This is a genomic window from Cytophagia bacterium CHB2, from assembly GCA_030263535.1.
Lineage (GTDB): Bacteria > Zhuqueibacterota > Zhuqueibacteria > Zhuqueibacterales > Zhuqueibacteraceae > Coneutiohabitans.
On record SZPB01000140.1, the window covers coordinates 1 to 14,804 of the forward strand.

Here is a 14,804-nt window from a genome sequence, read left to right on the forward strand (position 1 = left end):
ATTGCACTTCGAAGGTATGAGCGCCGGGCGTGATATTGGCCAGCTCCAATGACTCGACGCTGGTGGAGTATTCCGTCCACGCGCCGCCGTCGATGCGATAGCGACTGCCTGCCGACTTGGCGCCGGCATAATTGAAACTTACCGACCAGGCGAAATTGGCGGTATTGCCGGTGGGGAAGGAGAAGACGGAATTATCTTCGTAGAAAGGCTGGTTGTTGAATTGCCGGGTCAAGCTTACCGCGGGTTTGACAGCGGTCGAGACGACGAAGGGGAATTCGGCCGGCGTCGGATCAACAGCAAAACCGGCATCGCGCACTTGTGCGATAAATCTATGCGAGCCTTCCGGCAACAGGCCGAACGTCGAGGTCAAGCTGAATTCGATCTCGCCGTTCGTCAACCAATCCGACCAGGCGCCGGTATCATCGATCTTAAAGCGGTAAGAGAACTCCGGGCCGTTATCGGCATCTTCTGCAACGATGGTAAAGACGCCGCCTTTGCCGAACGTTGCGCCCGGAGCCGGGTTGCCTTCAATGCTTATTGAGGTGTTTGGCTCGGCGTTCGTGGCCGTAAACGACAATGAAGCCGGCGTCTGGTCTACTTCGCCTTGATTATCAACCGCGGCTACCGCGATGGTGTGAACTTCGTCTTGATTTGCAGCACTGAATGAAAATGTGGAATCCGTCTTCGTGGTGTTGACTTGAACGCCATCAACAGTCAACTGATAGCCGGTTATAATGCCGTCAGGATCGACGCCCTTCCAGGCGACGCGCACAAAATAGCTGTTGAGCGTGTTTTGTTTTGGCCCGGAAGTGATTTCAGTGTCGGGCGCTTGATTGGTCTTTAACGCGGAATCACCCGGTTCAACCAAGCCGCAGCCCGCCATTGCCAGCAACAGAACGCTGAGGACACTGACGTTGCGCAAGATAAATTTCAATCTGCAAGACATCATCAAAACCTCCCGCTGTATGCAAAATTTCGGAATTAGATCCACTACCGTTCACTTAACATTTTGTTCGTTGTCCCGGACCCTTGTGGGCCGCTGCTTTAGCAAATTAATTCAATCTTTCTGCAGTGCCCCACAAGGAGCAGGACTACTTCGTAACCGGTATTGGAATTAGATCAGAAGCTTGAAGCGTTGCTCGTTGCCGATTACTTATGGTGCATAAAAAATACAAGAAGGAACCAGACACGAGCAACTAGCATCAAAACTGAAACGACAATGAAAACCGGTGCGGCTGATTCATAAACGTACTGGTGTCAGTCAAGTCGCCTTGATCGGCATACGCATAATCGATTTTAAGATTCTTGTTGCCGCTCATGGGGACTTGGAATCCGACGCCGAGGGTGAAGGTATCGGTGTCGTGGCTGAAATTATAGCCGCCGCGTAAAGCGAGCTTTTGGCTCATCACCAATTCCAGGCCGCCGTTTACACGTTCTTTGTTGTCTGCCGGGTGTTCGAATTGTCCAACGATGTTGCCCTGCAGATTTTCACCCATTTGCAGGCCCAAAAAGCTTTCCAAATCGGCCATGACGCCGGCCTTGAACGTAATCGGCATGGGCGCGGACTCAAATTCGCGTTCAATGGGCTGACCGGTGGTGCCAGTCGAGGTGCGCAAATCCAAAAAGGAGCCGCCAAAGCCCGCATCCGGACCGAAATTTTGAATCACCATACCCAATCGCATCGAACGGAAATCGGTTTGATAGAGCAGGCCGGCGTCGAACGTTACGCCATTGGCAACAAAGTCGGCGAGATCTTCACGAACGTAACGCGCCGACAAACCGAAGCTGAAACGGTCGCTGATCTGGCGTGAGTAAGATAAACCCAGCATCAGATCGTAAGCGGTTACCAATTCACCCGTGCCCTCGGGATTTTCTGCCGTGCGCACGGCAAAATCTCCCATGCTCAACACACCGACATTTAATCCGAACGTGCCAATCGCGGCGGAAAAGGGCAACGCCAACGCGACGTTGTCGTAGCGAATGTCTGCGGGTAAGTTGATATGCGCGAACAACACCTCCTTGTTCCGGGCCCAGCCTAAACCTGCGGGGTTCCAATAGACGGCAGAGGCGTCCGCCGCACCGGCGACAAAAGCGCCTCCCATGCCAATGCCGCGCACGCCCACGGGCAGCTTGAGAAATTGAAATGCCGTGGTTCCAACACGCTCGATCGCGAACAAACCGACCGGCGCCATCAGAACGGCCAGCACAAAAAGCGTACTCACTCGTTTCATGTTCTATTTCTCCAAAATAATATTTCGATTCAGGTTGCTCGAGAAATCATTCACAAGCAACTTACTTGATCACGAGGAATTTGCCGATCTTTTCCTGGCCGTTGGCTTCGACGCGGAATAAATAGATGCCAGCGACCGCTTCCTGATTCAAGCGCGTACGCAGATTCCACACTGCCACGCCGGACTGCGCGCCGTTATGATCGATTTCCTGCACCAGATCTCCCGAGAGCGTGAAAATCTGAATCTTGGCCTGCGCCGGCAAATTGACGAATTGAATTATTTTGGGAAAGCTGACGTTGCCGGGTGAGCTGTAACGACCAAACCGCTCGAATTCTGAGCTGCCCACATAAGGATTGGGGACGACCCAAACATCGTCCAAGGAATTTTTTGCCAAAGAATTCGCCACCACAATTTGCTGGCGCTCAACACCGCGCGAGCTCTCCAGTTCGCCGACGCCGCCGGTGGCGCGATCCAACTCCGGATGGTTGATGCCATCGCCGTTGTCGCCATTGTCATACGCCGTGACAGAATAAGTCGTTTGCACCAAAGGTGGCACACCAGTATCCACATATTCATACTGGCCGCTGGCATTCAAGGCGGGAAGGCCGCGATCAAAGCCAATGCCGTTCACCAGGTCAAAATCAGCAACCAACGTGAAATTATTGCCGTCCAACGTCCGCCAAATGCGATAGCCTTCAAAATCTTTGTTCCCGGAGATGGGATCAATAGACTCTTCGGACTTGCGGTCCCAGGTGATCTTAACGGCGCGATCTTGCGGCGTTAGCGAAAAGGCCGGAGCAACAGGCGCAGCCGGGCCGCGAAAATCTGCGCGGAACATGGCAAGCGCTTGGCGTGAGTTGGCCGCGATTTTTTCCAAATCAAGGCCATTGACAATCGCCAGGGTTACCGGAAGAGTCTGCCCGGGATTAAGATTGCCCAGCGGGCCAAAGCCCAGCACAAAACGCCAATCTTCCGTCGTGAGTTGATCCGGATTGCGTGCGCCGCTCGAAATCAAATCGTATTTTGCGACATTATCCTCGGGGTCAGCGCCGGCGAGACGGCCGAAATTAAGATAACTTACTTGGATATCGGGCCGCGGTGTTTGCAGTACGCGCACACCAAAATACTGCGCGGCTAACAAGCCGCCATCGCCATCCGCATCACCGCCGACAGCCGTTTCGAGAGAATCAATGAAAAAGGTGATGTCATCTTCGGAACGCGTATTGCCAACTTGCGTAATATGGCCGATGTCGAAATCAAAAAACATGGCCAACCAGACATCTTGCAAAACATCTGTGCCAATATTCGTCACCGAAAAATCGAAAATCATAAAATCATCGGCATAACTTTCGGACCAGGCATAGGAATGCTGCACGACCCGCACGCCCAGCGGCGTGAAGCCGTCAACATCGGGCGAGTCCAAACAGTTTTGGCAGGTATCAACGTAAGCCGTGATCCACTCTTCGCCGGCGCGCGCTTGCGTGTCTTCGTCTTCCAATCCGTCGCCGTCATCGTCGCGTGAACCTGGAACCAGATCACCATCGAGGTCAGGATCATCGCCGTCGATCAAACCATCATAGTCATTGTCCTGAAAATCATTTGAGATATCGCCCACCGGGTCTTCATCGATGTGAGGCTCGGGATCATAGTTGAAAATGCCGTCGCCATTGGCATCGGCATTGGGGCCATCCCAGTCGCTGCTCGGCAGGCCATCGCCGTTCAAATCATCCGCTACCGTCCAATCGCCGTCATCATCAATTTCTTTGGCAGCAACATCTTTCGATTGCCCCAACCACGGCATGATGGGTCCAAATTCGCGGGTGCCATTATCGCCATCCGTAACGGTCGAAACAATTTTCTCGCCGTTCTTGATCGCGCCGACCCAGAAACCGCCGGAAAACAAGAAGACGGTGCCCGTGCCGCCGGGGTACTCCAGCTCGGCGGCCAGTTGCGCCGAGCCCGGTACAAATGGCGTCGAGGCAGCCGTGCGGCCATCGGGATTGGACAACTCGCCAAAATTTCCCATCATCAGCCATTGCAAGCCTTTTTGATGCACTGCCCATTGATTCGCTACAATGGCGTTCGGCTTGGACAAGTCGGTTTGATTGGGATTCCACCAGACTCTATCCGAACGCTTTGTTTTTTTGTCCTTGAGATCGCGTCCCCAAGCCTCGTTGTCGCTAGTCAGCGCAAGCAAGGCCAAAGCGAGAACGCTCAAGGCCGTAATTTTTGAAATTCTCATGTAAACTCCTTCCGTAGGTTTCAACGACGAACACGCCATCCCAAAAGAATGAACGTGATTAATCTGGGGTACCAATTCAGCCTTTGCGGGATCAAAGATTTGACATCGTCATTCTAGTACGCGTCTAAAACTTACTTCCCGAGTCCGTCGTAGTCCTGCCCCCTCGTGGGGCATTGCGGGAACGCGTAACTCCATGGTTCCAGCAGCCGCCCACAAGGGGGGGAACTACGTTTGCGGAAAGCTATTTTTAGATGAACCAACCTCAGCTTCAACCGCGAGACGCAAAGAGCGTCAAGCATTTCCCACACATCTCTTTGCGATCTTCGCGCCGTCGCGGTTAAATCAGTGTCATCGCCTTAAAACTCGGTAAAGAATCCGAGCCGGATAATGCGGCCATTGCTCCAGGCAGCGGGGTTCGGAACAGAGTTGGCATACCCGCCGTAATTTCTGGTGGTGTTGGCCGAGCTGGTGTTCACATATCCGACGCCGTTAAACGACTCGCCATTAAGCAGCGTGTCATGGCGATAGCGATCCAGGATGCCGCCGTTGTCGCCGCCGATGACATTACGGCGATTCAAGAGATTCAGCACCTGCAAGGTCGCGCCAAAGCGCGTGCCCTTGGTCAAGTTGAAAAAGCGGCGCATGTTGACGTCAATATCGAACGTAGAGGGATAGCGCAGCGTATTCGTCAACTCAAGCTGGTCGGTGCCATTCAGCGATTGCGGGGTGTACGGCGTGCCCGAACCATACTGCGCCAGCACGTTCACATTCCAATTTTCCAATGGGAAAAAGTTGCCCAGACGCGGGCCCTGATTATCGCCGTAATGATAATCAACATTTACGACGATGCGGTGCCGCTGATCCCAATCCGCCGCATACTCGACGCCCGGCAGCGCGGCAAAAATGTTCTCATTGGTATAGGTGTCAGCCGCGCCGGAATGAGACGATTTTGCCACTTGAAAGGTATAGGTGATGCCGCCGGAGAAGAAACGTCCGCTGCGTTGCTGCAATTCAAACTCAAGACCCTTGACCGTGCCATAGGAGTCATTGAAGTAGGTATAAAAGGCATTGCCAATGTCATCGAATCTGCGATTGATTTGCAGCAAGTTGTTGATGTCCTTAAAAAAACCTTTCACATTCAACAACGTGTTCATGCCGAATTGGTGCTCGATGCCGAACTCGTACGCAATCGTTTCTTCCGGATCAAGATTGGGGTTGCCGACGATCGAGTTGCTGCTGGCAATCGCCTGATTGACGGTGTCAAACACGTAGTCCAATCTCGGGCGTTGGAAGAAACGGCCGTAGTTGAAGTAGAATTTGTCGCTGGCCGTCACCGGGAAGGAAAAGGCGATGCGCGGCAAAAAGCTGAACTTGGCGCTGGGCACCTCGTAGCGCGGAATAAACGGGCTGGAAGTATCTTGCTGCGCCACTTGCTCGCCCTGGTCAAAGCGCTCGACGCGCAGACCAAAGTTGAGAATGGCGCTGCTGTATTCCATCTTGTCCTGGATGTAGGCCGCTTGCCAGTTCGGGGTGACATTGAACGAGTTGGCAAACAAACCCAAGCCGTTATAAGGATTGATCAATTGCCGCGACAGGACATCAAGATCGAAGTAATTAACTTCAAAACCGCCCTTGATCTGATGATGCGTCGTGACCTGGCTGGTCATGTCAAATTTCAAGAAGTAGGTGTTGGATATCTCTTTGGAAAAACCGGCGCGATCGGTCACCCAATAACGGCCGTTGAAGCGCTGGCCACGATAGGGATTAGCCTGGCCGGTGAAAATCCAGATGGGATTCGTACGATTGCCGAAGTTGCGATCCCACATGCCATCGCCGTCCCAATCCGTAAAGCTCTCGCCGACGTCAAAGGCATTGTTGTTGTTGGCGTCAGCAAACGGTTCGGAGGGGTCGCCAAAGCCGCGATACGGCTCGATCAAATCTTCGATATCGGGAGGCGTTTGCCCGGCCGCACGCGCGCGGTCAATAATGGCCTGAGCTTCAACATATTCCTGCACCCAGCCTTCCAGTTCATTAAAGCTCGAACGCGACACGCCGTCTTTGCCATACTTCGGGAGAGAACGTTGCTGTGTGCTAAAGCGCCCCAGGCGCACTTCGTAGAACGTCTTGGGGTTAAGTGTGTGAGTCCAGCTCATGACCAATTGATTATTGCGCGACTCGGTGCGAACGTAGGCATCATAGCCGTTGAAGCGATAGGGCTGCAAATCCTCGTCAATCTGTCCGTCACCGTCATCATCGATGCCGTTCGAGGCTTCTTCATCAATGCGGCCGTCGCCATCGTTGTCAACATACCAGGTGAAATCATAACGGCTATCGAGGATGGCGTCATTTTCGTCGATCACGCCGTCGCCGTCATCGTCGCGGCCGTCAAAAATCTCTTCGTCAATCCGGCCATCGCCGTCATTGTCACGCGCGTCATTGATGCCCATCAACTGCGCATCGCGCACGGCTTTGTCGAGATCAAGCCCCATGACGAAGCTTCTGGGGTTGATGTCGTCGTGATTGCCGCGCCAACCGAGCGTGAATTTCTTGTTTGGCGCCATTTGCCAAACCAGCTTGCCGTTCCAATTGGCGCGCACATCTTCACGGTTGTTGCCGATTCCGAAAAACGTGCCGTAAAATGGCTCATTGCGCAAAATATTGCTGGTGCCATAGAACTTCGGCTCACCGGCTTCTTTCAACGCATCTGCATGAAAACCCGAACCATTGCGCAGAATGCTTTCGCCTTGCGCAAACAGGGTCATATAACCCGGAATTTTCAAGCCGAGCTTGGGCAGTATGTGCGTGGTGATCGGTTCCGGACCGCTTAACGTCGCGTCATAACGATCGAAGCCCTGCGTGCTATTGCTGATGCCGCTATCGCCAAAGTGATCCGTTTGATAGGAAATGCGACCGGTATAACGCTCACGCTTGCCTTCTTGGGTGGTGAGTTGAATGACGCCGGACTGCGCATCGCCATATTCCGCATTGAACCCGCCGGAGATAATTTGCAATTCACTGACTGCGGAGGTGCCGACGGTTAAACCGAGGGAACGATCGAGAGGGTCTTGAATATTGAGGCCATCCACCAAAAATGCGACTTCACCCGCGCGGCCGCCACGAATGTGAAGGTTGCTGCCGCTGCCTTGCGTGCCCGCCGTCAAAGCAATCGCTTCGTTAATGGTAACCACAGGCAGCGCTTTGATTTCCTCAGACGTGGTGATCTTGGTCGAAGCGGTGACGTCTTTTTGAATCAACGGGCGTTCTGCAATCACTTCGACAACATCACCCAACTGCAAGGTCTCCGAGTTCATGGAGAAATCTACTTTGGTGGTCAAATCCACGGAGACTCGCACGCCTTTTTCAATAACCGGGGTGTAACCGATAATCGAGGCGCGCACATCATAAACACCTGGCGGAATGTTGAGAATGAAAAAATCCCCGTTCAGATCGGTTGCCGCGCCCAGGGTCGTGCCGACCAAGATGACGGTGGCGGAAGGCAACGGAAAGCCCGTTTCCTTGTCAATCACCTTGCCGGCAATTTTTCCGGTGGTGCCGGCAAAGAGTGAGACGGCGCCAACCAGAAGCATGGTCAATATGACCAGTACACTTCGTAAACGCGCATGCTTCATATGAAAATCCTCCGAAACAATGTGAAACCTCTTAGATTTGGATTCGCGAAGGAGAGATAAGTTCACGAAAATAAAATTGTTCACAGCTCGCGAACTAAGAATACTAGCAAAGATTATACCAGAGGACATGAACTAAACTCAAAGCAAATTTATGCTTAGCTGATGAAAAAAAATTCAAATTTATCGCGCTAAGTTGTTAAATTCAGCCCGGTCGAAATGAGCATCTTTCATACAGCTTCTCACATAAAATTTTGCTGGCCGGCCAATGGTGCAAATCCTTTCCGAAAAATCGGAAGGATTTTGCATAATTTGAGAAAATTCCCAAAACGGCTTCTTGGCGTAGATTTTGGTACCGCTTGGGCTTACGAAGAAAAAGTACTTGACTCTTGCACGCAAACCACTATCTTTCTGCACGTCTGCATATTCTGGAGTCGTCATGGTGAGACGTTTTTTTGCTGCGGGATTTATTCTAGCGTTGAGTGCAAGCCTGGTATGGGCGGGCGCCATCGTGTCCGAATTTCGCGGAGAACCGGCGCGCAACAAAGTGACGCTGAAATGGACCGCAGAAGCCGAGATCAATCTCAAGGCCTTTGAGGTCGAACGCGGGCTGGACGAACGCACCTTCGAAAAGATCGCAACGGTCGACGCGAAAGGCAATCCCACCGTCAAGACAGATTATTCCTACGAAGACAACACGGTATTCAAAACAACGACGCGTGTTTACTATTATCGTCTCAAGATCATCGATCGCGACGAAAGCTATACCTATTCCAACACCATCCACGTCAATCCCACCATTTCGAGCGCGCGCGCAACCTGGGGCAGCATCAAAGCGATGTTCCGCTGATTCGATTTACCCTTCTCCTTTGTTATTCTTCCAATGTGGAATTAGCTTTTTAAAATTAGAATAAATTTCTGAAAGTGTTGCGCCCACTGAAATCCCACCGGAGAGTTTTTATCTCTGCGGCCGTTCTGCTTTTGCGGGCAAACTCATCGCTTTGACTTGCAACGCATAACACTGAAGTCGTCATCACTTGCTTTGATTTCACCAGGCCATCATCTCATGGCCTTTTTTATTTGTGCTGCGCACATTCACGTTGTCAGACAAAGCTAACAATGCCCGCGATTGCTTTTTTGCAACATCGCTGCGACTTGCTGCTTGCATCTGCCGCATTTCGTTCACACCGATTTCATTCACGCCATGCTCCTTTCTGGTATGAACTTTGTTAATTCCCTCTCCGCGATTCTTTTGTTCATCTGATTGCAAACAAATATTTGTAAATCTTTGTGAGATTGTTGCGCGCAAGAATCACTGACCACGCGCAATGGCTCAAAAAACAATAGGGCGCAAGGCGCTTGCCTGCTGCAGCACGCCAGACAGCCTCATATGTCATTTCAATTTGACAAATGCCGGCTTGTACCAAATTGAAGCACGCGTCTCCAAGTCGTAATATCGCCCTGTTTCTTTGCACGACATCACGAACATTTTCTTTCAGGAGCGGATTTATGAATTGCAAAGTCAGCCTAACAGTCCGCCGCATGTTGATCTTGTGGGGATTGCTTCTCGTTTTTTCTTCTGTCGCTCGCGCGCAGACCGCCGCGCCCAGCCTGCAACTGCGCGCGCTGCAAGCGGAAGCCGCACAGCCCTCCGTTTATGAATTGGCGTTCACGCCGCAAGAAACGATTTCTCCGGAAGCGGAATTCGTTTTGGAGTTTCCCCCGGGCTTTGATCTGAGTCGCGTGAAAATTGCCAGCTCGGACGAAATGAAAGGCGGCTTCACCGTGACGGTAGCGCAACGGAAAGTATTCCTCAAGCGCACCGGCCTGGGGCCGAGCATCGCGCCGGGCACGCCCGTCAAGTTGAGTGTGGGTGTTATTGTGAATCCCACGGAGTTACGCACGCCGCAGCGCGCCAGTGTGCAATGGCGTCACAACGCCCAGGCCGCGTTGATCGCGCCGCAGCGGCAGGACATTCAATTTGATGAACGCAAGAACGCAGAATGAGACGCGATGAATGCGCGGAATCGTCAAAAGCCCTCACATCGCGCGGAATAATATCGCAAACGATCTACACCGATTTTCAGACAAGCTGAAAATTGAAGCTCTTCGAGCAGCTTTGAAAACTTCGCCCACAGAAGTAGAACTGCCACAGAAAGAAAAAGCCTTTTCCGTGGGATTTCATTTCAGCGAGCGAAACACGTTTAGTCCCGACGCTGCAGGATTATTCTAACTTTGAAAAGCTAATCGCTTAATCGGAATTTCTGCAAACGGTGTGAGACGCGACGGCCTGCTGTGGTTTTTAGTTTGATCAGGAACGTGAGGAGGAAATGCAACGCAAATCGATTGACCAGAATTTATCAACAATGACCCCCCGGCGAGGTTTTTTTCAACTATGCACTGCAACCAGCCATTTTATCGCGCCGCGCAAGCGCGGAGCCATTATACCCGTTTCGGGCTTCTCCTGCTCATCAGCCTGTTCTTTTTATTCGCTGCGCCGCCTGCTTTCGGTCAAGGCTTGACAATCAGCAGCGTCACGCCTGACGACGCCGGCGCCGGCAGCCGCGCCATTTACACGGTTTTGTTTACCGCGCAAACCGTGCTGCCCGCCGACGGCAGAATCCAAATCACATTTCCCGCCGGTTTCAATATTACCGGCGTCACCAGCGCCAGCGGTGTGCCCGGCGCAATGAACGGCGGTTTTTTGACGCCCACGAAAGCCGGGCAGGTTTTAACGTTGACGCGCGACGGCTCCGGCGATCCGATCCCCATCAACACGCCGACCGGCGTGCTTTTTTCTCTCGTGACCAATCATCAAACCGCCGGCTCGTACAGTCTCACGGTGCAAACACAGCAGAACAATGGCGCCGCGCTGAGTAGCGGAACCTCTCCCAATTTTAGCATTGTACCCGGGCCGCTGGATCGCTTTCTCGTGTCAACACCTTCGCCCTCGCCAACAGCGGGATCGAATTTTAGCCTCACGATAACGGCCAAGGATGCGTTCAACAACACGCTGACCGGCTTCAATAACAGCGTCAATCTCACTGACAATACCACCACGCTGCTGCCGGCTACGGCGACTTTAGCAAACGGCGCCGCCACTCTCAACAATGCCAGGATCACCAAAGCGCAATCCGGCGTGATTATTCGAGCCTCTGGCAACGGCAAATTCGGTGAATCAAATCCCTTCACCGTGAATCCGGGCGCGGCCAGCCAGATTGTGATTACGCCGATCAGCAGTCCGCAACGCGCCGGAACGCCGTTCTTGTTGACCGCGACCGCGTTCGATGCTTCCGGCAACCTTGCCACAAGTTTGAACAATAACGCTGCCATTACCACAAGTACCGGCACGATCACGCCACAGAACGGCTCTTTTGTCAACGGCGTGCTCACGCAAAATATTACCTTTCAAACCACCGGCACAGGCAACGCCACCCTCACCGTGCAAAGCGGCAGCATTTCAGGCGTTTCCAATTCGTTCACCGTGCAAACCGGCGAGCCGTTTGGAACGATTACGTTGACCGCGACTCCCGGCAAGTTGCCGGCAGACAGCACGAAAAATCCCGCGCGCATAAAATCCGGAACGATTGTCGACAGCCAGGGCAATCCGGTTGGCCCGGGCAGACTTTTCACCGTGGTGGTGAGTGATAATCGCCTCGGCAAGATTGACACGCTGGATGCTGATCCCGGCTCGCCTTCATTTCAAGTGACCACCAACGCGGCCAGCCAGCTCAGCTTTCCGTTTCGCGCGCGCAACAACGGCGGCACAGCTACGATTCATGTCACTGGCGGAAGCAACGGTTCTGCCTCGGGCAGTGTGGCCGTGAGCGTGAATCAATTGCGGATCTTGAGCATCACGGCCGAGCAAACGACGGTTTCAACCGGCCAAAGCGGCGTACCGGTAACCATGATTGTGCAAAACGTCGGTCGCGATCCCATTCAATTGACCTCCGCCAGCCTGACATTCAACAGCCAAACTACCGGTTATTCTTCGGACATTACTTCCAACAACGTTCCCACGACTATTCCGGGAAATTTTCAGACGGTCGCGATTGCTTTTTCCGTTGATGTCCGGCCCAAAGCGGATCCCGGCAATGTCATCATCAATGGCGTGGCCGGAGGATCAGTCAACGCGCCAAGCGATATCGTCGATAGCGACGGCGCGGACGTGACGGATAGCTGGCTCGTGCAGACCGCCGCCGAGCTGAGCGTCGTGCCGGGCAGCTTGAATCCCAAGTCCGTGAGCCGGGGCAGTTCCTATCAATTCAGCGTCAATGTGCAGAATACCGGCCAATCAACGATTGTATTGACGCCGGCTGAAACAAAATTTGAATTTGGCGGGGCGACAAAATACACCGCATTTTTGGATGCCAATCAAATCACCCAAATTGCCGGCAATAGCATCACGACACTCACATTTCAACGCACGACCGTGCCAACTTCGCTCACCGGGCCGCAAAATCCCGTGTTGACGATTCGCGGCCGGCAAAATGGCGCGCTCTTCACACCGGATCCCATTGCAACGGAACAAGTCATCGTGCAAGATGCGGATGATTTGGAAATCGTCAGCGTTGTGCCCAGCCAAAACACCGTCACGCGCGGCATGGCAAAAGATTGGACGATCACGCTGGAGGTGCGCAATAACAGCGGCCTCAACATGAGCTTGACGCAAGCAACGCTTGCCATTCAAACCAACGGCCAGCCGGATACCTACCAAATCAACGCGCCCTCGAGTTTCCGCGATTCCGGCAACAATGTCTTGCCGGCGGACGGCACCGATTTCCTAGAGTTCAAAATCACGCAAACCGGAGAGCGGCTGGGAACGGCTTTGGTTTTTGCCACGGTCCGAACGCAAGATTTTGGCAGCACGATTTATGAAGCCAGCACGGACGGCACGCAGGGTAATTTTGTGGTGCAAAGCCCGGCTAACCTGCAGATCAGTTTGAATCCTTCGCAAACCACGGTGACCAGAAGCCAGGGGCAAGATTGGCGCGTCACCATGGTGGTGGAGAATTCCGGCCAAAGCGATGTCCAGGTTCTTTTCAAGAGCGCGCCGCCGACGATCACGTTTAACAATCGGCCGGATTATGTCATCAAACGGCCGATCAGTTTAGAAGGCGCTACTGCGGACAGCGTCGTGGCGGGCGGAACAACGCGCCGTATGGATTTTATCATCGATTCCACCACGGTTTCGACAGGCGGCAGCACCATCAGCGGCGTGCTCACGGCGCGGGAGATCAACAGCGGCAGCATCATTGTTGATGATACGCAAAGCGGCGGTGGCGCTTCGGTGACGGTGCAAACGCCGGCGATTGCCCGCATTGATTCCACCACGCTTATGCGCGTGTTCAATCGCAATCGCGTCAACACCGGACAAGCGTTTCAGGTGCGCGTCAAGCTGAGAGAGCGGACCGCAAATGAAGAGGGTTTGGACAGCGTGCGCGTGCGCTTGACCACGAACGGGAATTCCAGCATTGCCTCCGAATTCATCACGCTGAAGGACAACAACCGGCTGGCTATTTTCGAGGTCACGGCCGCCGGCGCAGCCAGCAACCAGGAAGTTTTTACGGCGAGCATTGCGGCAGCGATCGGTTCGAATACGAAAGCGCCGGCGCAGATCGCTACCGCGCGCGACGATACCACGGTGATCGCGATTGACCGCCCGGCGAATTTACGCGTGCTCAGTGTTTCAACCTCATTATCCACCAAAAAAGTCGCGGCCAATTCCACCGCGCCCTGGTCGGTTTATGTCGTCGTGCAAGCGGAAAACGAGGCTGCGAACGTGTTGCTTAATGTTCCGGGAGACTTGAATCTCAGCATCAACAATGTTTTGCAAACTGATTACACCATTGACAATCCCGTAGCTTTGAACGGCGGCGGTTTGTTTTTGCGCAGTGGTGTGACTGACACCCTGGAGTATCGCGTGAATCAAGTCGGTCGCAACGGCGGCGATTTGGCAATCACGGCGAATGTCACGGGCAAGGACGAAAACGATCAACGCGCGTTTGCGCTTGCCGGCGCGGATACGATTCAAGTACTCACGCTGACGCGCACGCGCATCGTCAAGACCGTCATCAGCAGCCAGCCCGACGGCGGCATCGGTTCGGTCAACACCAATCAAACTTTTACCATCAATGTCGATGTCAACAACATCGGCTTCGAACGGCTCGACAGCGTGCTGGTCACCCTCAGGGCGCTGAACAATTCGCTGCCGACGCAACAACAACGCGCCATCCGGGCGATTGACAACGGCGGCACAGGCACCGCGGTTTTCACGGTGACCGCGCCGGCCACGCCCACCATCGGCGACGATCTCGAACAATTCCAGGCGCAAATTGACGCCGCGTTCACGCCCACCACGCGCGCGCAAGTTGATGCGGCGTTCGATTCCACCGCCGCCGTGCGCGTGCAAACACCGGCGCTACTGCAATTGCAAACCGCGCTGCCGAACGTGGCCAACAATCAACTCACCATCGGCCAGACGTTCACGCTGCGCGCGACGGTGACGAATCTCGGCCAGGCGGAATTCGATAACTCCGGGCGCGTGCAACTCATCCCGCCCTATCCGCGCGGCTATGACATCGCGGACAACACACCGCGGCCATTCGCCAACGGTGTTCCGGTCGATTGGCAGATCATCGCCCCGGATTTTGTCTCTGCTCAGGATACCTTCAACATTGAAATGTCGGTTTTGCCGCGCGATCA

Annotated in this window: 8 protein-coding genes; 3 read left to right on the forward strand and 5 right to left on the reverse strand. The window is 53.7% G+C overall.

Going from position 1 to position 14,804, the window contains the following annotated elements:
• From FBQ85_14710 to FBQ85_14725, 4 genes are all read right to left on the reverse strand, one after another.
• The coding region (locus tag FBQ85_14710) for a hypothetical protein (GenBank protein MDL1876402.1) at positions 1-949 on the reverse strand (949 nt) is incomplete at its 3' end.
• Between the two features lie 253 nt (positions 950-1,202).
• Positions 1,203-2,231 (reverse strand): PorV/PorQ family protein, encoded by a 1,029-nt coding sequence (locus tag FBQ85_14715; GenBank protein ID MDL1876403.1) that lies wholly within the window; start codon positions 2,229-2,231, stop codon positions 1,203-1,205.
• Between the two features lie 61 nt (positions 2,232-2,292).
• A complete protein-coding gene (locus FBQ85_14720; protein ID MDL1876404.1) occupies positions 2,293-4,473 on the reverse strand; it encodes a T9SS type A sorting domain-containing protein in 2,181 nt (726 codons plus the stop codon).
• A gap of 356 nt (positions 4,474-4,829) precedes the next feature.
• The gene (locus tag FBQ85_14725; GenBank protein ID MDL1876405.1) at positions 4,830-8,231 is read right to left on the reverse strand and encodes a hypothetical protein; all 3,402 of its coding nucleotides are present in this window, start codon (positions 8,229-8,231) and stop codon (positions 4,830-4,832) included.
• A 307-nt stretch (positions 8,232-8,538) separates the two neighbouring features.
• On the opposite strand from FBQ85_14725, the gene FBQ85_14730 reads away from it, so the two are divergent.
• Entirely contained in the window at positions 8,539-8,949 is a 411-nt protein-coding gene (locus tag FBQ85_14730; protein ID MDL1876406.1) for a hypothetical protein, read from the forward strand.
• A 198-nt stretch (positions 8,950-9,147) separates the two neighbouring features.
• Here the strand turns inward: FBQ85_14730 and FBQ85_14735 are convergent, their stop codons facing one another.
• The gene (locus FBQ85_14735; protein MDL1876407.1) at positions 9,148-9,408 is read right to left on the reverse strand and encodes a hypothetical protein; all 261 of its coding nucleotides are present in this window, start codon (positions 9,406-9,408) and stop codon (positions 9,148-9,150) included.
• Positions 9,409-9,608: 200 nt separating this feature from the next.
• On the opposite strand from FBQ85_14735, the gene FBQ85_14740 reads away from it, so the two are divergent.
• Together FBQ85_14740 and FBQ85_14745 are read left to right on the forward strand one after the other, a co-directional pair.
• Complete coding sequence (locus tag FBQ85_14740; protein ID MDL1876408.1) at positions 9,609-10,106, forward strand: hypothetical protein; 498 nt, start codon at positions 9,609-9,611, stop codon at positions 10,104-10,106.
• Between the two features lie 388 nt (positions 10,107-10,494).
• On the forward strand, positions 10,495-14,804 hold a 4,310-nt coding region (locus FBQ85_14745; protein ID MDL1876409.1), incomplete at its 3' end, for a hypothetical protein.